Annotated in this window: 15 protein-coding genes; 6 read left to right on the forward strand and 9 right to left on the reverse strand. The window is 69.0% G+C overall.

Features of this window, described 5'->3' with window-relative positions:
- Positions 1-19: 19 nt before the first annotated feature.
- A complete protein-coding gene (locus AC3QL2_RS05565) occupies positions 20-2,041 on the reverse strand; it encodes a protein kinase domain-containing protein (RefSeq protein WP_493231967.1) in 2,022 nt (673 codons plus the stop codon).
- 13 nt (positions 2,042-2,054) lie between these two features.
- Positions 2,055-2,927 carry a Tll0287-like domain-containing protein gene (locus tag AC3QL2_RS05570; RefSeq protein ID WP_493231966.1) on the reverse strand — a complete coding sequence of 291 codons (873 nt, stop codon included), beginning with the start codon at positions 2,925-2,927 and terminating at the stop codon, positions 2,055-2,057.
- 314 nt (positions 2,928-3,241) lie between these two features.
- Between AC3QL2_RS05570 and AC3QL2_RS05575 the strand changes: the two genes are divergently transcribed.
- The 3 genes from AC3QL2_RS05575 (at position 3,242) to AC3QL2_RS05585 (ending at position 8,215) form a co-directional block, all read left to right on the forward strand.
- Positions 3,242-5,281, forward strand: a complete 2,040-nt coding sequence (locus tag AC3QL2_RS05575) for a bifunctional 2',3'-cyclic-nucleotide 2'-phosphodiesterase/3'-nucleotidase (protein ID WP_493231964.1) — start codon at positions 3,242-3,244, stop codon at positions 5,279-5,281.
- A complete protein-coding gene (locus AC3QL2_RS05580) occupies positions 5,265-6,029 on the forward strand; it encodes a tetratricopeptide repeat protein (RefSeq protein ID WP_493231963.1) in 765 nt (254 codons plus the stop codon). Before AC3QL2_RS05575 ends, AC3QL2_RS05580 begins: the two co-directional genes overlap by 17 nt.
- Before the next feature lie 311 nt (positions 6,030-6,340).
- Positions 6,341-8,215 (forward strand): potassium transporter Kup, encoded by a 1,875-nt coding sequence (locus AC3QL2_RS05585; RefSeq protein ID WP_493231961.1) that lies wholly within the window; start codon positions 6,341-6,343, stop codon positions 8,213-8,215.
- Between the two features lie 25 nt (positions 8,216-8,240).
- Here AC3QL2_RS05585 and AC3QL2_RS05590 read toward each other — a convergent pair whose 3' ends face one another.
- The 5 genes from AC3QL2_RS05590 to gluQRS all read right to left on the reverse strand — a co-directional run bounded on the left by AC3QL2_RS05590 (position 8,241) and on the right by gluQRS (position 12,812).
- Entirely contained in the window at positions 8,241-9,692 is a 1,452-nt protein-coding gene (locus tag AC3QL2_RS05590; protein ID WP_493231959.1) for an aminotransferase-like domain-containing protein, read from the reverse strand.
- 155 nt (positions 9,693-9,847) lie between these two features.
- Positions 9,848-10,225 carry a hypothetical protein gene (locus AC3QL2_RS05595; protein WP_493231958.1) on the reverse strand — a complete coding sequence of 126 codons (378 nt, stop codon included), beginning with the start codon at positions 10,223-10,225 and terminating at the stop codon, positions 9,848-9,850.
- Positions 10,226-10,255: 30 nt separating this feature from the next.
- On the reverse strand, positions 10,256-11,041 hold the full coding sequence (locus AC3QL2_RS05600) for an SDR family NAD(P)-dependent oxidoreductase (RefSeq protein WP_493231957.1): 786 nt from the start codon (positions 11,039-11,041) through the stop codon (positions 10,256-10,258).
- 121 nt (positions 11,042-11,162) lie between these two features.
- Positions 11,163-11,774 carry a glutathione peroxidase gene (locus tag AC3QL2_RS05605; RefSeq protein ID WP_493231955.1) on the reverse strand — a complete coding sequence of 204 codons (612 nt, stop codon included), beginning with the start codon at positions 11,772-11,774 and terminating at the stop codon, positions 11,163-11,165.
- Between the two features lie 111 nt (positions 11,775-11,885).
- Positions 11,886-12,812, reverse strand: coding sequence for a tRNA glutamyl-Q(34) synthetase GluQRS (gluQRS, locus tag AC3QL2_RS05610; RefSeq protein ID WP_493231954.1), 927 nt, complete (start codon positions 12,810-12,812; stop codon positions 11,886-11,888).
- A 254-nt stretch (positions 12,813-13,066) separates the two neighbouring features.
- Between gluQRS and AC3QL2_RS05615 the strand changes: the two genes are divergently transcribed.
- Together AC3QL2_RS05615 and fdhD are read left to right on the forward strand one after the other, a co-directional pair.
- Complete coding sequence (locus AC3QL2_RS05615) at positions 13,067-14,872, forward strand: diguanylate cyclase domain-containing protein (RefSeq protein ID WP_493231953.1); 1,806 nt, start codon at positions 13,067-13,069, stop codon at positions 14,870-14,872.
- A 69-nt stretch (positions 14,873-14,941) separates the two neighbouring features.
- Positions 14,942-15,784 (forward strand): formate dehydrogenase accessory sulfurtransferase FdhD, encoded by an 843-nt coding sequence (fdhD, locus tag AC3QL2_RS05620; protein WP_493231951.1) that lies wholly within the window; start codon positions 14,942-14,944, stop codon positions 15,782-15,784.
- 9 nt (positions 15,785-15,793) lie between these two features.
- Here fdhD and AC3QL2_RS05625 read toward each other — a convergent pair whose 3' ends face one another.
- Positions 15,794-16,654, reverse strand: coding sequence for a fused MFS/spermidine synthase (locus AC3QL2_RS05625; protein WP_493231949.1), 861 nt, complete (start codon positions 16,652-16,654; stop codon positions 15,794-15,796).
- A 210-nt stretch (positions 16,655-16,864) separates the two neighbouring features.
- On the opposite strand from AC3QL2_RS05625, the gene AC3QL2_RS05630 reads away from it, so the two are divergent.
- The gene (locus tag AC3QL2_RS05630; protein WP_493231947.1) at positions 16,865-18,478 is read left to right on the forward strand and encodes a methyl-accepting chemotaxis protein; all 1,614 of its coding nucleotides are present in this window, start codon (positions 16,865-16,867) and stop codon (positions 18,476-18,478) included.
- Position 18,479: 1 nt separating this feature from the next.
- Here the strand turns inward: AC3QL2_RS05630 and AC3QL2_RS05635 are convergent, their stop codons facing one another.
- Positions 18,480-20,432, reverse strand: a complete 1,953-nt coding sequence (locus tag AC3QL2_RS05635) for a sigma-54-dependent Fis family transcriptional regulator (RefSeq protein ID WP_493231945.1) — start codon at positions 20,430-20,432, stop codon at positions 18,480-18,482.
- Positions 20,433-20,571: the final 139 nt, after the last annotated feature.

The following is a 20,571-nucleotide window of genomic DNA, read 5'->3' on the forward strand; positions in this document are numbered from 1 at the left end:
TCTCCATGCCGGACCGGGCTCATTCCGCCGGGCCGGCCTCGCTCATGAAACGCCGGCGCTCGGCATCCTTGTCGATATGGCTGGCCAGCGCCCGGCACAGGGTTGCCACGCTGTTGGCGGTGCGGGACTCGCGGCGCACCAGCACCCTGGCCATCGGCCCGATGTAGCGGGCAAAGATCTGCTCGACCCGGGCCAGATCGGCCTCCGGAATCACACTGAGCGCTCCGGCCGCCGACGACGACACACTGGCCGAGCTGCGCGCGGCCGTACCGGCAAGCACGCTGCGCGACGAAGCGGCCCCCGACACCGGCCCGGAGGCCGCCACCACGCTGGACAGGAAGGCGCTGCGCGGCGCCGGATCGGGGATCATCGCCGCCAGCAGTTCATGTAGCCCCGACAGGTTCTCGGCCCGCGGCAGGGTCTTGCGGACCAGGATCTTCGCCATCGGCCCGATGTGCAGCGCCAGGATGCGCTCGGCCGCTTCGATGGCCGCCGGGCTCAGGTCGCCACCGACCGCCGCCTGGCGGATCGACAGCTCGGCCACCCGCGCGCTGGCCAGCAGGCTGACCCCGCTGTAGGCGTAAAGCTCATGGTCGCGGGCCTGGGGATCTCGGCGCATGCCGATGTGGCGGAAGTAGTCGCCGGCGTTTTTCTTGAGCTGGTAAATGACTTCGTAGTAGGCCCGTGCCACCAGCACCTGGCCGGGGCTGGAGAAGCGCATCACGCGGAAAGCCGTGGTGATGCCGTCGCCAAGGATGCGCGAGCGCCCGTTGGGGTCGGGCGCCACCCGCACCGGGCCGAGGTTGATGCCCATATGCACGCCGATCCCCGCGCCCGCCGCCGCATCACCCAACTGCACCGCGGTACGCAGCGCGTCCTCCGGATCGCCGACGTAGCAGACCGCGCAGCCTTCCTTGGTATTGACCGCCAGCCGCGTGGTGGGCGGCACCGGGGCGATGGCCTGAGTGAGCATCTGCACCAGGCGCGAGCGCCCTTCCCGCTGGGCCGCCTCGTCGCTGGCCGCCACGGCCACGTCGGCGAACAGCACCGCACCGATGAAGGTGCGCGCCTCCGACGCCGACAGGCCGAGGGGCAGCGGCGCCTCCACCGGCGGTTCGGACGCCTCGCCGCCGGTCGGCGGCGCCAGACAGGCCCGGCGGAAATCCGCCACCTGGCGCGGACGCTTGTCTTCGTCCGGATTGAGCGCCCAGTCGATGGCCTTCAGCATGCCGGCGCCGAAGGCATCCGCGTTGCCGATGTCGGCCGCCTTCGGCATGGCGTCCTCGCGCAGGCGCGCGAAGGCTTCCATCGGCAGCTTGCCGGTGACCATCCAGTACATGACGCCGGCCAGCGCATAGAGGTCGGTCCACGGCCCCTGCTTGCCGTGGCGGTGGTATTGCTCGGCCGGCGCGAAACCCGGCGTCACCACCGCGGTGAGGGTCTGGTCGATGCCGTCCAGCTCCAGCCGGCGGGCCGAGCCGAAGTCGAGCAGCACCGGCGAGCCGTCGGCGCGGATGTAGATGTTGCCGGGCTTGATGTCCCGGTGCAGGAAACCCGCCGCGTGGATCGCCTCCAGCCCGTCGAGCAGCGGCCGCACGATGCGCACCAGGCTCGCCCGGTCGAGGGGCAGGCGCCCCACCAGCCAGCGCTGCAGCGGCTGGCCGGTCTCGTATTCCATCACCATGTAGGCGGTGTCGTTGCCGCGGAAATAACGCAGCACCCGCACGATGCCCGGGTGGTGGAAACTGGCCAGCGCCCGCGATTCGAGCAGGAAGCGCTGCAAGCCCCATTCGAAGCCCTTGGCCGCCTCGCTGGAGCGCGGCCGCACGGCAAGACCGTCGCGCCGCACGGCGAGATCCTTGGGCAGGTATTCCTTGATTGCCACCTGGCAGTCCAGATGGGTATCGTGGGCCAGGTAGGTGATGCCGAAGCCGCCCCCTCCGAGCACCCGCTCGATGCGGTACTCGTTGATGACGTAGCCGGATGGCAGTGCGAACAGGTCGTCCTGCCCCGGCCCGGACGGAAGGTTCTCGTCGCTCACGGTAGCCTGCGGATCAGGTGTCGATCATCTGCATCGCCTTCTCGAGGCTGCGACGCATGCGGTTGAAGGAACTGGCCAGCACAGACACTTCGTCCTTGCCGCCTTCCGGGAACTCCGGCTGGTTGAAGTCGCCGGTGCTGATCTTGTCCGCCGCCTCCGACATGCGCGACACCGGCCGGATGATCAGCCACGACAGCATCAGGTTGAGCACCGCGAAGACCGCGATGAAGACCGCCGCCAGGGACATCATGAAGGTACGGAAGGCGTGGGCGGCATTGTCGAGCGGCACCGACATCGGCACAGACACCACCTGGGCGCCGACCACCTCGTTGAGCTTCCAGCCGAAGCCGTTGGCACTGCCATACACCTTGATCATGCTCGGCGGCGCCGCCTCGGGCGAGCTGTGGCAGGGCAGACAGGCCGCCGTCTCGATGCGGATCGGGTGCGCCACGTACAGCGCCGGACCGGTGGGCGTGTCGCGCTGGCCGGTGATCTCCTTGCTGTCCGGCGTGTTGCGGAAGGTGCCGATCAGGTCGGCCTCCCAGTCCGCCGCCCGGTCTCGCGGGTTGGTCGGGTTGAGGGTGGCTTCCTTGTAGGCGTAGTTGGGGTACTTCTTGTGCAGCTCGTTGAGGGTTTCGGTAGCCGCGTAGGCCGGCACCGTCTGCGGCAGAAACTGCTTGTCCATCAGCGGGTTGAGGTGCGGCTTCACCTGTCCGACGGTGTAGCCACGGATCGCCAGCGCCGCCTCCATGACCAGCCGCGCCTCGCCGAGCACCTGCTCGCGGGCATTCCGGTACAGCAGGTCGTGGGAGATGTAGCCGGCCACCCCGAATCCGCCCAGGAACACCGCCAGCAGCACCAGATTGAACTTCAGTCGCAATCCCATGGGAATCTCCAAAATTGGCCCATGGGCCGCAAGGGCTATCATTTTTGCACATTGCGAAGTCATATTGCAGGCCATCAGCATGTGCCACGAAGCCATCCACGCATCTTTACATTCACAAGAGACGGTACGCGCGCGCGGCCCCCGCCGCGAGCCCCTTCCTATCCAGCAGCGCGTTGCTCAGCCAATACCCCTTACGAAAGCGTGCCCATTACGTCGGTTTCACTCCCCATCAGCACAGGCGCAAGAATATCGTCATGCCATCGCAACCGGCAGCGGCGATCCTCCCTGGCTTTCCCTCGCCCGCCTGGTGCTCCATGCCTTCCACGACCTATTCCCGCCTCGAAGTGGCCGCCGGCTGTCTGCTGGCCAGCCTGTTCCTGCACGGCTGCGGCAGCAGCAACCACGACAGCCAGAACGTGCCCACCGGCACCAAGGCTACGCTGGCCCTGCTGGAAACCACCGATCTGCACACCAACGTGGTCAGCTACGACTACTTCAAGCTCGCCGAAGACAAGTCCCTCGGCTTCGAGCGCACCGCCACGCTGATCAACCAGGCCCGCCAGGAATTCCCCAACACCCTGCTGCTCGACAACGGCGACACCATCCAGGGCACCGCGCTGTCCGACTACCAGGCGCTGATCAACCCGGTGTCCTGCAGCCAGCCGCTGGCCATGTACAAGGTGATGAACGCCGCCGGCTTCGAAGGCGGCGGCATCGGCAACCATGAGTTCAACTACGGCCTGCCCTTCCTGAGCCAGGTCACCGGCAACCGCTTCAACGTGGACGGTCTGGCCGACCCAGCCGCCCAGCCGACCTGCAAGGGCCCCAGCTTCCCGCAGGTGCTGGCCAACGTGAACAGCGTCAAGTCGGGCGCCCCGCTGTTCCAGCCCTACACCATCATCAACAAGACCGTCACCGCCACCGGCCCGGACGGCAAGCCGGTCACCGGCACCGTCAAGGTCGGCATCATCGGCTTCACCCCGCCGACCATCATGAGCTGGGACAAACGCTGGCTGGACGGCAAGGTCTATACCGTCGGCGTCAAGGAAGCCGCCGAGAAGTACATTCCGGAAATGCGCGCCAAAGGCGCCGATCTGGTGGTGGTGATCTCCCACGGCGGCCTCGACGACAGCACCTACTCGCCGACGATGGAGAACGGCAGCTACCACCTGTCCAAGGTGGCCGGCGTGGATGCGATGCTGATCGGCCACTCCCACCAGATCTTCCCGAACGCCACCAGCACCGTCGCCCAGTTCAACCTGCCCGGCGTGGACAAGGTAGGTGGCACCGTGAACGGCGTGCCGACAGTGATGGCCAACTACTGGGGCAAGCACCTCGGCGTCATCAAGTTCGACCTGACCTACGACGGCAAGACCTGGACCATCGACAGGAGCAAGACCGTCGTGCAGGCCCGCTCCACGCAGAACGCCGACAAGAGCTACGTGGCCGTCGACCCGACCGTCGCCGCGGCCATCGCGACCGAGCACCAGGCCACCATCGACTACGTGAAGACGCCGATCGGCAGCACCGACTTCGAAATGTCCAGCTACTTCGCCGACGTCGGCGATCCGGGTGCCATCGAGTTGGTGAACCAGGCCCAGGCCGACTACGTCGCCAAATACGTGGCCGCCAACCTGCCCCAGTACGCGGCGCTGCCAGTGCTGTCGGTCAGCGCCCCGTTCAAGAGCGGCTTCGCCGGCGGCACCGACTACACCGACGTGCAGCAGGGCAACCTGGCGATCAATAACGCCGCCGACCTCTACCTGTACCCCAACACCATCTACGCGGTGAAGGTCACTGGTGCCGACATCAGGAACTGGCTGGAGACCGCCGCCAAGCGCTTCAACCAGATCGACCCGGCGAGCACCGCCCAGCAGGAACTGGTCGGCAGCTTCCCCGGCTACAACTTCGACATATTCACCAGCCCGGACATCCGCTACGAGATCGACGTGACCCAGCCGGTCGGCAGCCGCATCGTCAACCTCAAGTACAAGGGCGTGGCCATCGACCCGGCCAAGGAGTTCATCGTCGCCACCAACAACTACCGGGCCAGCGGCGGCGGCAGCTTCCCGGGCCTGGACGGCAGCAAGACCATCTACGCCTCGCCGGATGCCAACCGGGACGTGCTGATCCAGTACATCAAGACGGCGAAGACGATCACCCGCACCGCCAACGGCTCGGACCGCAGCTGGCGCTTCACGCCGGTGACGACCGCCGGCCAGGTGGTCTTCCACTCGGCGCCGGGCAAGCTGCCCCTCGCCCAGGCCGCCGGCCTGGCCGGCATCACCCAGCTGCAGGCCGATGACGGCAGCGGCAAGAGCCTCGCCCTGTATGCGCTTGACCTTTCGAAGTAAGCCCCGCCAACCGCGCCTCGCCGCCGCCCTGCTGGCCGCGGCGGCGGCCCTGGGCGGCATCGCCTGGGCCAGCCGCGCCCCCCACGCGGCCCCCACGACGGCCGAGCTGGCCCAGCTGCAGATCCTCGCCGGCCCCGGCCGGCAGGATACTGCGCTGGCCCACCTGACGGCCCTGGCCGACGGCGGCACCACCGCCGCCCGCCGCACGCTGGGGCTGGCCCTGCTGAATCGCGGTGACCAGAACGGGATGGCCCTCCTGTGGCTGCGCCGCGCCGCCGAGGACCGCGACGTGGAGGCCCGCTTTCAGCTCGGCAAGCTGTATTCGGCCGGCACCGCCGGCGTTCCCGCCGACGCGGTCCGCGCCTTCGCGTGGTTCTCCGCGGCCGGCCAGGCCGGCCACATCGGCGCGGCCTACTACCTGGGCATCGCCTGGCGTGACGGCTACGGCGTGCAGGCCGATCACACCGAGGCGGCCCTCTGGCTGCGCCGGGCCGCCGACGCCGGCGTTGCCGCCGCGCAGTTCCTGCTCGCCAACGCCTACCGGGAAGGCGACGGCGTTCCTCGCGACAATGCCGAAGCGCTGCGCCTGTACACGGCAGCCGCCGAGCAGGACCACCCGGAAGCCTGCCAGACCCTCGCGATGGCCTACCTCAACGGCGAACTGGGCCTGCAGCGGAACGAGGAAGAAGGCCGCCACTACCTGATGGAAGCGGCCCACGCCCTCAAGCACCCGGCCCTCAAGCCCTGAGCGGCCGCCTGTGACGGAGGGCAAACCCCTCGCTCTCCGCCACGAACCCGCCTCTGCCATCGACCTGACCGCCACCGGCAGGCATTCCCTTTCCTTTACCCGTCGCCCCACCCCGCTGCAGCAAGAGCGCCACACGACGGCGTACGGTGTAATCTGTCGCCCGCCTTGCCCCCACGAACATGCGTGGATGAGGCCCCGCCCACGCGCACCCGCTTGCGACAGGTCAATATCAGCGGGGGCCAGACCCGGACAATAGACCGGCGACCGCAAGCAGCGCATTCCCCGATCAACAAAAAAGAAAGAGCCCGGCCGTGTCCTCAGCACACTTCCGCAAGCCCCTCGCCCCGGTAGTCGTCAGCGCCATCGGCGTCGTCTTCGGCGACATCGGCACCAGCCCCCTGTATGCCCTCAAGGAAATCTTCAACGGGCACCATCCCATTCCCGTCACGCCGGACAACATCCTCGGCGTGCTGTCCCTGGTGTTCTGGTCGATCATGGCGCTGGTCACCCTCAAGTACGTCAGCGTGATCATGCGCGCCGACAACCGCGGCGAAGGCGGCTCCCTGGCCCTGCTGTCGCTGATCACCGAGAACGCCCGCAACCACCAGACCGTAACCTGGGCCATCTCGCTGCTGGGCATCTTCGCCGCCGCGCTGTTCTACGGCGACAGCATGATCACGCCGGCCATCTCGGTACTGTCGGCCGTCGAGGGGCTCGAGATCGTCTCGCCGGACTTCGCCCGCTACGTGATACCGCTGACGCTGGTGATCCTGACAGTGCTGTTCGTCATCCAGAAGCGCGGCACCGGCACCGTCGGCATGTTCTTCGGGCCGGTGATGATTGGCTGGTTCGCCATTCTCGGCCTGCTCGGCATCCTTGAGATCAGCCGCCACCCGGCGGTGCTGACGGCCCTCAACCCGGCCTACGCGGTCGGTTTCGTCACCCACCAGCCGCATCTCGCCTTCCTGGCCCTCGGCTCGGTGGTGCTGTCGGTGACCGGCGGCGAGGCCTTGTACACCGACATGGGCCACTTCGGCCGCTTCCCGATCCGCCTGGCCTGGTTCGGTTTCGTGCTGCCGGCGCTGGTGCTCAACTACTTCGGCCAGGGCGCCCTGCTGCTCAACGAACCGGCCGCCATCGAAAGTCCGTTCTTCCACCTGGGCCCCAACTGGGCCACGATCCCGCTGGTCATCCTGGCCACGCTGGCCACCGTGATCGCCTCCCAGGCGGTGATCTCCGGCGCCTTCTCGGTGGCCCGTCAGGCCGTGCAGATGGGCTTCCTGCCGCGCATGCTGATCGTCCATACGTCGGGCGCCGAAGCCGGCCAGATCTACGTCCCCTTCACCAACTGGACTCTCTACCTGGCGGTGGTGGCACTGGTGCTCGGCTTCAAGAACTCGTCCAACCTGGCCGCCGCCTACGGCATCGCCGTCACCGGCACGATGCTCATCGATACCGTGCTGGTGGCCTTCGTGATGGTCCTGCTGTGGCGCTGGCATCCGGTCGTGGTGGCGCTGGTGATCGGCGCCTTCCTGGCGGTGGACATCGCCTTCTTCGCCGCCAACGCCCTCAAGATCCCCGAAGGCGGCTGGTTCCCGATCGCCGCAGGACTGGGCTCCTTCACCGTGCTGACCACCTGGCGCCGCGGCCGCCGGCTGGTGCGCCGGGAGCTCGCCAAACAGGGCATCCCGATGTCGGTGTTCCTCGACACTCTGTGCGACGTGCACCGGGTGAACGGCACCGCGGTCTTCATGACCAGCTCGAAGGAAGGCGTGCCGGCCGCGCTGCTGCACAACCTCAAGCACAACCAGATCCTGCACGAGCGGGTCGCCCTGGTGACCGTCGAAACGGCCGACACGCCGCACGTGAACGAGATGGAGCGCATCTACCTGCACCGCATGAACAAGAGCTTCCTTCGCATCGTGATCCGCTATGGCTTCATGGAGGATCCGGACATTCCGCAGGCGCTGCAATGCTGCAAGCGCTACGGCGAGCCCTTCGACATGATGGAGACGACCTTCTACGTATCGCGGGAGACAGTCATCCCCAACGTGCTCGGCCGCCGCATCAACCCGTGGCGCGCGCGCCTGTTCGCCTTCATGTCGAAGAACGCCACCAGTGCGACGGACTTCTTCAAGATCCCCAACAACCGCGTGGTCGAACTGGGCACCCAGCTGGTGATCTAGCGGCGACGGGTGGCGCCGGCAGCCGTCAGCGGCCGTCCGCCACGATCTGCGCCAGGCGCTGCAGGGCCGCGTCGATCCGCGGCGAGAAGGGAAAGCCACAACTGATGCGCAGGAAATGATCGAAGCGCGCGGAGTTGGAGAACATCACCCCCGGCGCCACGCGGATGCCCTCCGCCAGCGCCGCTTCGAAAACCGCCTGCGACGAGCGCCCCTCCGGCATCTCCACCCATAACAGCATGCCGCCCCCTGGCATGTTGAGGCGCGTGCCCGCCGGGAAATGGCTGGCGATGGCTTCGGCCATCGACGCCCGCTGGGCCTTGAGCAGCTGGCGCAGTCGGATCAGGTGGCGATCGAAGGCGTGGCTGCCCATGAACTCCCCGAGGGCGATCTGCGCCAGTGCGTCGTTGGGCCGGCTCTGGGCGTGCTTGAGCATGCGCACCCGCGCCTCCCAGCGCCCGCTGATCATCCAGCCGACGCGCATGCCGGGCGCCAGCATCTTGTGCAGCGAGCCGCAATAGATCACGTTGCCGGTCCGGTCCCAGGCCTTGCAGCTCTTCAGCGGCAGATCGTCATCCCCGAGGGCGCCATAGATGTCGTCCTCCACCAACGCAACCCCGTAGGTTTCGCACAGGACCACCAGGCGGGCCTTCTCGGCATCCGGCATGACGGAACCGAGGGGATTCTGGAAATTCGGCACCACCACCACCGCGCGGATCCGCTCGTGGGTCTGGTAGGCCAGTTCGAGGGCCTCCACCGACAGACCGCGGCTCGGGCTGGTGGGGATTTCCAGCGTCCGCAGGCCCAGGCTCTCGATGACCTGCAGCAGACCGAAATAGGTCGGCGACTCCACCGCGACCACGTCGCCGGGCTGGGCCACAGCGCGCAGGGCCAGGTTGATCGCCTCGGTACAGCCGTGGGTGACGAGGATCTCGTCCGCCGTCGGCTGCATGCCGGCGGCCAAAGCGCGCTGCGCCAGCACTTTGCGGAAGCCCGGATCGCCCTGCGGCGGAACCGGGCTGACCAGCACCTCGGGACGCCGCCGCAGAGCCCGCAGCGCGGCGTTCTTCAGCGCCTCCTGGGGATAGGCCTCGGGCGCGCCGAAGGCCAGCGCCAGGTTGGTATGCACCGGGAAGCGCTCGCACCTGGCGACGAAGTCCGACACCCGGTCGTGGATGCCGCTGAAGGACGCCGGATCGGGCAGCACCTGCCGCGGGTCCGGTTCGCGTACCGGCTGCAGCTGCGCGTGGCGCTGGCGCAGCACGTAGTAGCCGGAACGGGCCCGCGCCTCCAGCAGGCCTTCGTCCTCCAGGCTGCGGCAAGCCTGCAGGGCCGTGCTCAGGCTGACCCGATGGGTCCGCGTAAGGGTGCGCAACGAGGGCATGCGCGCCCCCGGCACCAGTACGCCGGCATGGATCGCGCGCCGGTAGTGGCCGGCGACGCGGGCATACAGCAGGTCTTCGAATTCGGCGTTTTCCATCGCCCGATGATCTCCGATCGGAACGCACCGACACAGGCACAGATCGGCACAAGACGCACCATAACAGTCCGTCGGCACCGCCGCTGTACCGGCACAGAAAGTCCGACCCTGTGTCTGTCGGCACGAGCCCCCGATCCGTAGGCTGGAGCCATTCTTCACCGCCAGGAGTCCTCACGATGCCAGCCCCGATTTCCGCCATCCGCAGCCTGCGCTTTCACGCCGGGGAAACGCGCCTGCTCCAGTTCGACGCCGGCACCCGCCTGGTCGTCCAGGACGGCCGGCTGGCCTGCACGCCGCCGCCGCGCTGGCTCGGCGAGCAGCTTCAGCACGCTTCGCAGATCCTCGAACCTGGCGTTCCGCTGCAACTGGAGGAAGGCGGCTGGACAGGACTGCGGGCGGCCAGTGACGGCACGCTGCTGATCGTGCCGCAGCCCGCCGAGGCCGGCCTGCTGCCCACCCTGCTGGCCGGGCTGCGGCAATTGCGCCGGCTCGAACTGGACTGCCTGCGCCGCGAACACCAACTGTTGCAGCAACTGCTAGGCACGCCGGAACCGCCCACCGATCTAGAGGCCGTCACCCCGCGAGATGAGGTGGAAATAGACCCGGTCAGGCAGCCAGCGCAGCACCTTCATGATCCGCGTGAAGCGGTGCGGGAAATGGATTTCGAAGGCACCGCCGGCAAAGCCGTGGATGATGCGCCGGGCGGCGTCCTCGGCCGAGATCAGCGCCGCCGTCTCCGGGTCGTTCCTGGCGCTCAGCGGCGTGGCGACGAAGCCGGGGTTGATCAGGAAGACCGACACACCGCGCGGCGCCAGGTCGAGATAGAGGATCTCGGCGAAGTTGATCAGCGCCGCCTTGCTCGGCCCGTAGGCCAGCGCCTGGGGTAGCCCCCGGTAGCCGGCCACGCCGCCGAAGATGGCGATGGCGCCGGCGCCTTGGCGGATCAATTGGGGCACCACCGCAGCGACACCGTCCATCACGCCCAGCAGGTTGGTGTGCACGGTCTGCCGGGCCGAGTCGGTGGTCAGGTCCCAGGCCCGTAGCGGGGTATAGGTTCCGGCGCTGATGATGACCAGATCGACACCGCCCCAGCTGTCGAGGATGTTCAGCATGGCCGGCGTGAAGGCGCCGGCGTCGGTGACGTCGAGGGGCAGCACCAGCGCGTCGTGCAGTTCCGCCGCCAGCTGGCGCAGGCGCGGGGCGTTGCGCGCCGACAGGGCCAGCCGCGCGCCGCGCCGGTCCAGCTCGACGGCCAGCGCCGCCCCGATGCCCCTGGACGCACCGATGATCCACACCCGCCGGCCTCGCCAGTCGGTGATGGGCGTATTCGTCGGACCGAACCAGGTCATCGCCGCTCCCGCTTCCAGTGACCCGCAAACCACCCTCCGCAAGCGCGGATCGGCCGCCACCTGTCTTCAGCGTAGCGCACCGATGCGGGCTCTGCCGCCCTAAGCCCGGCCTCCGCGGGGATCAGGGACGTTCGGCGAGGGCCCGCTCGACGGCGGTGACGAAGGTCTTGTTGTCCGGCGCCGTCGTGCTCGGGAAGCTGAGCACCTTCTGACCACTGCGGTCGATCAGGTATTTGTGGAAATTCCACTTCGGCTTCTCGCCGGTGATGGACGCCAGCTGCTTGTAGAGCGGATTGGTGGCGCTGCCCACCACGTCCGACTTGCCCAGCATCGGGAACTTGACGCCGTAGGTCAGCCGGCAGAAATCGGCGATCTCCTTGTTGTTGCCCGGCTCCTGGCCGCCGAAGTCGTTGGACGGGAAGCCCAGCACAACCAGCCCCTGCTCCTTGTACTTGGCGTACATCTTCTCAAGGCCGTCGTACTGGCCGGTGAAACCGCAGTAGCTGGCGGTGTTGACCACCAGCACCACCTTGCCGCGGTACTGGCACAGGGGCTGCGGAGATTCATCCTGCAGGCGCGGGAAGGTGTAGTTAAGCAGCGCCGGACAGGCCTGCCCGGCTTCGGGGAGTGCTGGCGCCGCTGGCACCACCTTTGCTGCGGGCTCCGCCGCCACCACCGGCAGCGCCAGGCCCAGCAGCGCGCTCAGTACAACGCGGGATAGGACTGCATTCATTCGGATCTCCAGTCTGCTCGTTCCAGCGGAAGCCCCTTGCCCCCGCCCGATTGCTGGTGGACCCGCACCGCCGGCACGGAGTTCGCGCCCCCTCTCCGCGACGACTCGCCCCTAAGCGTAGCCGGGTGCCGGCTGGATGCGCCGGCGCGGCACCTTGTCCATCGACCAGTTGTCGCGCCCCCAGGCCCACACCGCCGCCAGACCCGACTCTGCCAGGTCCGTCGGCGGGCACTGGCCGAGGAAGTCCAGCACGTCCGCCAGCAGCCGGGCCGGCTCGCCCTCGTCCACCGCGCGGGCCAGCGTCTGCTTGGAGAGCTTCTCGCCGGCGGCGTTGCAGGCCACCGGGAGATGGGCGTAGGCCGGCACAGGAAAGTCCAGCAGGCGCTGCAGCAAAATCTGGCGACAGGTCGAATCGAGCAGGTCGGCGCCGCGGACCACCTCAGTGATGCCCGCCTCTGCGTCATCCACCACCACCGCCAGCTGGTAGGCGAACAGGCCGTCGGCGCGCAGCAGCACGAAGTCGCCCACGTCGGCGGCCACATCTTCAGCGATGGTCCCCTGCACGCGGTCGTCGAAGCTCACCGTGCCGGGCGCCACCCGCAGGCGGTAGGCCCGCGCCGCGCGGCCCGGCGGCAGGCCGTCGCGGCAGGTGCCGGGGTAGCGCCGCGTGCCATCCCGGGCCAGCGCCGAATCGGCCATCTCCTTGCGCGTGCACGCACAGCCGAAGATCCGGCCAGCCGCCTGCAAGCGCGCGAAGGCCTCCCGGTAGACATCGCCGCGGGCGCTCTGCCAGACCACCGGGCCGTCCCACTCGAAGCCGAAGCGCTCCAGCGTGTGCAGGATGCCCTCGGCGGCACCGGGCACGCAGCGCGGCGTATCCACGTCCTCGATGCGCAACAGCCACTGCCCACCCTGGCTGCGCGCCGACAGGCAGCTGCCGAGGGCCGCCACCAGCGAACCGAAATGCAGCGGGCCGCTCGGCGACGGGGCGAAGCGGCCGACCACCACCCCACGCCCCGCATCCGCCTCAAGACTCATGCGCGCGCTCCATCAAAAGCGCCCCCGGCGCCACAAAATGCAAATCCAAACACATATCTTATGACTTTTGGCATATTCCTCCGACCGCCCGGTGCCGGGATAATCCCGGATTCCTGCGCAGGCTCGCCGCCCGCCATTGTCGCAGCCCCGAACGGCGGCGCGAAGCCCATGCCAGGCCACTGCCCCGGTGCAACCGCCACGTTCTCGTCCCTCGCATGAAGTCAGGCTGCCTCCTCCCCCTCAATCCGGCTCTGATGCTGGCCCCCGCAGACGACGGCCGGCACAGCCGGGCGCGCTTCCGCGTCCATTTCATCGCCCAGCTGGCCTGCATCGTGGCCGTCGCCGCGCTGTGGCCGCAGCTGTCCCAGCCCTACCCGCTGCTGGCCTGGTGGCTGGGCACCGGCTGCATCCAGCTGCTGCTCGCCACCCAGCCCCTGCGCCGGCGAAGCGCCATCACCCAGGCCGACGACGGCGCGCTGCAAACCTATCTGGCCAGCGTCGGCGCCCTGCTCGCCGGGGCTGCCTGGGGCGCCCTGTCCCTGCTCGGTCCCTACGAGTCCAGCCCCCACACCCAGCTCACGCTGTTCCTGATCCTCGGTGGGGTGATCGTCGCGGGGGCCGGCTTGCTGGCACGCAGCCGCGGCACCTACGCGATCTTCACCGGCACCGCCCTGCTGCCGCTGTTCATCCAGACCCTCGCCAGCCCGCCGCCGGCCCTGCCACTGGCGGGGCTGTGGCTGGGCGTCTTCGCGCTGCTCGCGGTAGCCATCAACGACCTGCTGCACGGCAGCCTGCGCGCCATGCCACTGTCGGACGGCGAGCACTGGCGCCGCCACCAGACCATGCTCGACCACGCCAGCGAGGCGATCGTGCTGTCCCACGGCGGGCGCGTACTGCACAGCAACCAGCGCTTTGCCGAACTCATCCACGACGGCCCCGGCAACATCGCCGGCCGCCGCCTGGCCTCCTGGCTGGCCGACCGGCGCGAATGGCGGCGCCACGCCCGCGCCGCGGTTAGCGCCTTCCTGCGCGGTCAGGCTTACCGGGAATCCGCGCGCCTGCGGCGTGGCGACGGCAGCATCTTCTGGGCCGACATCGCCGCCCAGGCGGTGGATCCGGGCCCGGCGCCCCGACAGATCGTGTGGATCGTCAGCGACATCAGCGAACGGGTCGGCGCCACCGCCCGCCAGCAACTGGCCAGCGCCCAGCTGCACGACTTGCTCGGGCATAGCGCCGACTGGTACTGGCAGACCGACGCCCAGCACCGCCTGACCCGCATCACCCGCCACGGCGCCGACGACAACCACCTGGCGGACAGCATCGGCCGCCACTGGTGGCATTTCCACCGGGCCGACGGCGTGCCCGCCGGCCAGGCCGCCACGCTGCGCGCCTTCGAGAACCGCCACGGCTTCCGCAACCTGCTCCTCGAAGTCCCCGACGAAGGCCAGCCCCGCTGGCTCAGCATCTGCGGCATGCCGCGCGTCAACGAGCACGGCGCCTTCATCGGCCACCACGGCATCGCGCTGGACGTCACCGAGCAGGTACGCGGCAACGAGCGGGTGCGTCACCTGGCCTACCACGACGCCCTCACCGGCCTGCCCAACCGGCGCCTGCTCACCGACCGGCTGCACCAGGCGATCACCCGCGCCCAGCGCCAGCACAGCCAGGTCGGCGTAGTGCTGGTGGATCTCAACGACTTCAAGGGCATGGACGAATTCGACGGCCAGGCCGCCGGCGACCGCCAGCTGCTCGACACCGCCAACCGCCTGCGCACCTGCGTGCGGGCCTGCGACACGGTGGCCCGCCTGGACGACAACGATTTCGTGATCCTGCTCGCCGAACTCGAACGCCCGGCCGACGCCGACCAAGTCGCCGCCAAGGTGCTGGCCGCACTCGACCGCCCCTTCGGCGACAGCGCACCCTATACGCTGCTCGGCACGCACGTCGGCATCGCCACCTTCCCGCTGGACGCCGACGACGCCGACGGCCTGCTTACGCTGGCCGACGCCCGCGCGCTGCAGGCCCGCCAGCTCGGCGGCCCGCGCATCGCCCACGCCTGAAAGCGGCCCTGTGGCCGCCCCCGCCGCTACAATGGGGCGACGCCCTCACCCCAGCCCGCAGCCCCGCCGATGAACACGCCTTCCTGCCCCCTCCCGACCGCCGACGGCGAACACGCCTGGCCCACCAGCCGTCAGACCACGGTGCTGCGCGTGGATGGCGACCAGGCCCACCGCGACCTCGACGAAGTCATCGAGGAAGTGCCGGTGGCGCTGGTGTACAACGGCATCTCCCACGCCGTGCTGCTGGCCACACCGTCCGACCTGGATGATCTGGCCCTCGGCTTCAGCCTCAGCGAAGGCATCCTCGCCGCCCGCGGCGAGCTCTACGACTGCGAACAACACCCGCATCCGCGCGGCATCGAGCTGCGCCTGCAGGTCGCCTCCGAACGCTTCGTAGCCCTCAAGGAACGCCGCCGCAACCTGGCCGGCCGCACCGGCTGCGGCCTGTGCGGGCTGGAGAGCCTCGACGCCCTCGCCCGCCCGCTGGCCCCGCTGCCGCCCGGCGAGCCGGTGCCCGCCGCCGCCATCGGCCGCGGCCTGGTCGAGCTGCCCGGCTGGCAGCGCCTGCGCCACACCACCGGCGCCGTGCATGCCGCCGCGTGGATCGACCGGGACGGCCGCATCCACGCGCTGCGCGAAGACGTCGGCCGCCACAACGCCCTCGACAAGCTCCTCGGCCACCTGGCCCGCCAGGGGCGGCCCACCGAGGACGGTTTCGTGCTGGTCTCCAGCCGCGCCAGCTACGAGATGGTGCAGAAGGTCGCCGCCGTCGGCATCCGCACGCTGGTCGCCGTATCGGCGCCCACCGCGCTGGCGATCCGCCTCGCCACCGACACCGGCGTCACGCTGGCCGGCTTTGCCCGCGACCGCCGGCTGGTGGTGTACAGCCACCCGCAAGGCATCACGCCGTAAGGCGCGCGCTCACACGTAACGCAGGCGCCGGCTGCGCTCCAGGCGCTCGGCGAATTTCGGGAAATCCAGCCCGGTGCGCGTGCGCAAGGCCTTGGCCTGGTTTGCGATGTCCCGCCAGCGGGGCGCGAAGGACGGCGCCCGGAAGGCCAGCACGATGTCGTTGCCGTCAGGAATCGCCATCGTCAGCAGACGGTCATCGAAGACCTCGGCGATCATCGCCAGGTGGTCCTCCCGGTCGGCCTTGTCGCCGGCCAGGTTGGCGACCATCACGCCGCGCCCGGCCAGCGCGTCATGCACGCTCTGGTAGAACTGCGTCGAACTCACCGAGCCGGACAGGCCGTGACGGTCGAAGGCGTCCATCATGATCACGTCCGGCCGCTCCTCCCAGCCGGCGCTGCGCAGCACGTGGTCGGCGCCGTCGCCTTCGATGACCTGCAGGCGCCCGTCGTCCGGCGGCAGCTCGAACTGCTCGCGGAAGGCGATCACATGGGGGTCGATCTCCACCACGGCGATCCTCGCCGAGCCGACATGCCGGTAGCAGAACTTGGCCAGTGAGCCGCCGCCGAGGCCCAGCATCAGCATCTGGCGCGGACGCGGCAGGAACAGCAGGAAGCTCATCATCGCCTGGGTGTAATCCAGCTCCAGCGCGAAGGGGTCCTTCAGGCTCATCGTGCTCTGGATCAGCGACAGCGAGAAATGCAGGGTCCGCGTCATGCCGTCGTCGATGACGAAGGGCTTGTCATAGGCGCCGGAAACCACCTGGCGCAGGATCCACTGAGTGTCGCAATCCGCCGCTTCGAGCAGGCGGATGGTGTCGGAATCGGAGAAGAAAGGGCTCGGCAGGACGAGCACGGAAGCGGCAAGGGACATCGGGACAGAGCGTCGGCAAGGCCGGCAGCGCAGTGAGACAAGCATGGATTGTACGACCGTCCGCGGGCCCGTACCGCCCGGCGCACGCAGCGCAGGCCTTCACGCACCTGCTTCACGTACCTAAAGTAATGTCCAACGACGCCGTATTTACCCCAACAGGATTTCTGCCAAGGCGGAAATCAAAAAAACAGATGAATCAGTGGGAGACGCATGATGTCCATTCTTCAACGCCTGCAGCTCTTGGTGGGCTGCGCAATCCTCGGACTAATCGTCCTGACCGGGGTAAATTACTACGAGACCGACCGGGTCTTCGAGACGACCAGCCAGGCCAGCGCCAACGTGATCCCAAGCCTCATCCAGCTCAGCGATGCGCGCCTGTGGTATAGCCGCAGCCGCCTGCGCGCCGACCGCCACGTGATGCAGGATGACCCGGCGCAGATGGAGGCCACCGAAAAGTCGATCCGCGAGGCCCAGGCCAGCACCACGAAAGCTCTCAAGGATTACGAAGGCCTGATCGCCAACGCGCAGGACCGCCAATACCTCGAGGCAGAAAAAGCCACCCTCGCCGAGTTCGACAAGCTCCTCGACGAAACCCTGGCCCTGTCCCGCACCCAGCGCAAGGCCGAGGCCCGGGAACACCTGCTCAAGCACGTGCCGCTGGCCCGCAAGTTCGAGAGCCAGCTCGACGACCATTTCCAGTTCAACAAGACACTTGGCGAACAGGCCACCGTCGAAGCCCGTGAGATCAAGGACCGGGCCAGCACCACCGCCATCGTGGTGCTCGTCGTCGCCGCCGTCCTGCAGGGCCTCATCAGCGTGACGACGACCCGCTACCTCAAGCAGCGCCTGTCCGACGCCAACCGGATCGCCGGGCGCATCGCTGCCGGCGACTTCACTGCCGGCAGCGACAGCCACGGCCCGCGGGACGAGATCGGCAAGCTGCTGGAGGCGCTGCAATCCATGCGCCAGGACCTGGCCCAGACCATCCGCGACATCATCGCCAGCTCCGAGAGCGTGGCCGGCTCCGCCGCCCAGCTGTCCAGCACCGCCCAGCAGGTGTCCTTCAGCTCCAGCCAGCAGTCCAGCTCGACGGCCGCGGCTGCCGCCGCCGTCGAAGAGCTGACGGTGAGCATCGACCACGTGGGCTCCAGCGCCGACGACGCCAATCGCCAGGCCAGGGACGCCGGCGACAAGGCCGCCACCGGCGCCCGCGGTGTGGACGACGCCGCCAGCCGCATCGGCCAGGTCGCCAACCAGGTGGACAGTACCGCCGAGCGCATCCAGGCCCTGTCCGAGCAGGTCCGGCAGATCGACCGCATCACCGTGGTGATCCGCGAGGTCGCCGACCAGACCAACCTGCTGGCCCTCAATGCCGCCATCGAAGCGGCCCGTGCCGGCGAACAGGGCCGCGGCTTCGCCGTGGTGGCCGATGAGGTGCGCAAGCTGGCCGAACGCACGACCAGCTCCGTGCAGGAGATCAGCCAGGTGGTCGGCGCGATCCAGCAGGGCGCGGTGGATGCCGTAAACAGCATGCAGTCCAGCCGCGAGCTGGTCGGCCAGGTGGTGATCAGCGCCCGTACGGCCGGCGAATCGATGGGCGAGATCCAGGCTTCCACGCGGACCATGCAGGGCGCCATCGAGACGATCTCCGACGCCCTCCACGAACAGCGCGGCGCGTCCACCGAACTGGCCCGCAACGTGGAGAACATTGCGCAGATGTCCGAGGAGAACGCAGCGGCGGCCGCATCCGCCGCCGATACCGCCGGCCGCCTGACCGGCGTCGCGGACCAGCTGCGCAGCAGCGTGGCCCGCTTCCGCGTCTAAGCTAACCGGCGGCGCCCGCCGCCTCCAGCAGGCGCAGCTTGCGGTACATCGTCGCCCGCGCCACCCCCAGGCAGCGGGCGGCAGCCGACACGTTGCCGGCACATTTCTCCATCGCCGCCCGCACCGCATCGAGCTCCACGTCGCGCAGGGACGCCTGGCCGTCCGGCGCGCCAGCGCTTACCGCAGCCACCGGCCGGCCAGCATCCTCCAGCAACTCCTCGGGCAGATGCTCCACATCGATCAGCGCCTCGCCGTCGGCCAGCGTCAGCGCCAGGCGCAGTACATGGCCCAGCTGGCGGATGTTGCCCGGCCAGGCATAGCCCAGCAGCAGCCGGCGGGCCGCCGCCGATAGCGGCGGACAGGGCCCGTCGCCGGCCTCCCGGGCCAGCAGGCGCTCGATGAGGGCTTCCCGGTCGGCCCGCTCGCGCAGCGCCGGCAGGCTGACCCGCACGCCCTTGATGCGGTAATACAGATCCTCCCGGAAGCCCCCGCTGGCCACCAGCTCGTCCAGGCTGCGGTGCGTCGCGGCGACGATGCGCGCATCGAAGGCGATCAGCTTGGCCCCGCCCAGACGCGTGAAGCTGCGCTCCTGCAGCACGCGCAGCAAACGCCCCTGCAGTTCCAGCGGCATGTCGCCGATCTCATCGAGGAACAGCGTACCGCCCCGCGCCAGCTCGAACTTGCCGGGCGCCCCGCCACGCCGGCCGCCGGTGAAGGCGCCGTCCTCGTAGCCGAAAAACTCCGACTCGATGAGCCCGGCCGGCAGGGACGAACAGTTGATCGCCACGAAAGGCCCGCCTGCGCGCTCGCAGCCGTCGTGCAGGTGGCGCGCCAGCACTTCCTTGCCGGTGCCGGTCTCGCCGTTGATGAGCACCGGGATGTCGCGCTGGAACGCCCGCCGGGCGATCTGCAGGGCCCGCTCGGCGACGCCATCCACTTCGCTCGGCTCCGCCCCGGCGGGCACCGCGACCTGCAGCGTGCCGGCCCGCTGCGCGGTGCGCGCGGCTTCCCCCAGGCAGGCCAGCAGCGAACCCTTGCGGGCCGCCTCGAAGCGTGCCTCGAAGCGCAAGCCGCCGTCGCTCCACACCACGCCCTGGGCCAGGCGACCGGACAGGGCCAGGCTGAAGGTCTCCGGCGGGCAATCGAACAAACCTGCGAAGTCCATGCCGGCCTGCCCTTCCGCCGCCAGTTCCAGCAACTGGCGGGCCGCCCCGTTGGCGCCCAGCACCTGCCCGGTCTCGGCGAAAGCGATGACCCCTTCGAGCGGCGTACCGAGCAGGTCCGGACGGTAATGGAAACCCATCGTCAGCGCTGCGCCGAGGCCGGCCAGCATGCGGTTCTCCACCGCTCGCGCGGCGATCGCCAGCGGCTCCAGCACCGTCACCGGCCCGCCGTTGCAGTAGCGGGTGGCGTCGAGCACGCCGGCCAGGTCGCCGGCCGGGTCGAAGATCGGCACCGACGCGCAGGAAAAGCCACGGATCTCATCGAGAAAATGCTCGGCGGCGCGCACCACCACCGGCTGACGGTCCACCAGCGCGCAGCCGGGGCCGGTGGTGCCGATGCTGCTTTCGCCGATCGACCGGCCGACCTCGAAGATCCGGTCCATGTCCCGGTAGGCACTTCCGCTGCCGAACAAGGCCTTCACCACCACCCCGTCGGCGTCCGTGCACACGATGCCCCAGCCGCCGCGGGCCAGCGCCGCGCGCAGCTTCTCCATCTCCGGTAGCGCATGTTCCACCAGGCGGCGGTTGCGCTCCTCGATCCACCCCACCTGCTGGCGCGAAATCGGGCTGAACACGCGCCGGTCGGCGGCCCCCAGCCCCTGCCCGCGCGAACGTTCCCACGAGCGGATCACCGCGTCGGAAACGAGGCCGGTCGGCATCCGTCCTTCGTCGAAGAAATCGCGCCGGGCCCGTTGCACCCGCGCCTCGAAAGTTGTCAGCAGCTCGCCCACGAATTGTCTCCTCGATACGGCCAGTAACGAGTCAACCGGCGGCGCCGGACTGACTCGTTTCAAGTCAACCACCCATCCCGGCGTTTTCTCCGGGCGCTCCCTTGGCGGCAGCAAAGGCCTGATTTTTTGTGATTTTTAC

It is taken from the genome of Zoogloea sp. GW822-FHT05C07 (assembly GCF_058800215.1).

Bases quoted from the DNA above. Each gene is read 5' to 3' on its own strand.
- AC3QL2_RS05570 (WP_493231966.1), bottom strand. From the start codon at position 2,927: ATGGGATTGCGACTGAAGTTCAATCTGGTGCTGCTGGCGGTGTTCCTG.
- AC3QL2_RS05575 (WP_493231964.1), top strand. From the start codon at position 3,242: ATGCCTTCCACGACCTATTCCCGCCTCGAAGTGGCCGCCGGCTGTCTG.
- AC3QL2_RS05590 (WP_493231959.1), bottom strand. From the start codon at position 9,692: ATGGAAAACGCCGAATTCGAAGACCTGCTGTATGCCCGCGTCGCCGGC.
- AC3QL2_RS05600 (WP_493231957.1), bottom strand. From the start codon at position 11,041: ATGACCTGGTTCGGTCCGACGAATACGCCCATCACCGACTGGCGAGGC.
- AC3QL2_RS05605 (WP_493231955.1), bottom strand. From the start codon at position 11,774: ATGAATGCAGTCCTATCCCGCGTTGTACTGAGCGCGCTGCTGGGCCTG.
- gluQRS (WP_493231954.1), bottom strand. From the start codon at position 12,812: ATGAGTCTTGAGGCGGATGCGGGGCGTGGGGTGGTGGTCGGCCGCTTC.
- AC3QL2_RS05615 (WP_493231953.1), top strand. From the start codon at position 13,067: ATGCTGGCCCCCGCAGACGACGGCCGGCACAGCCGGGCGCGCTTCCGC.
- fdhD (WP_493231951.1), top strand. From the start codon at position 14,942: ATGAACACGCCTTCCTGCCCCCTCCCGACCGCCGACGGCGAACACGCC.
- AC3QL2_RS05625 (WP_493231949.1), bottom strand. From the start codon at position 16,654: ATGTCCCTTGCCGCTTCCGTGCTCGTCCTGCCGAGCCCTTTCTTCTCC.
- AC3QL2_RS05630 (WP_493231947.1), top strand. From the start codon at position 16,865: ATGATGTCCATTCTTCAACGCCTGCAGCTCTTGGTGGGCTGCGCAATC.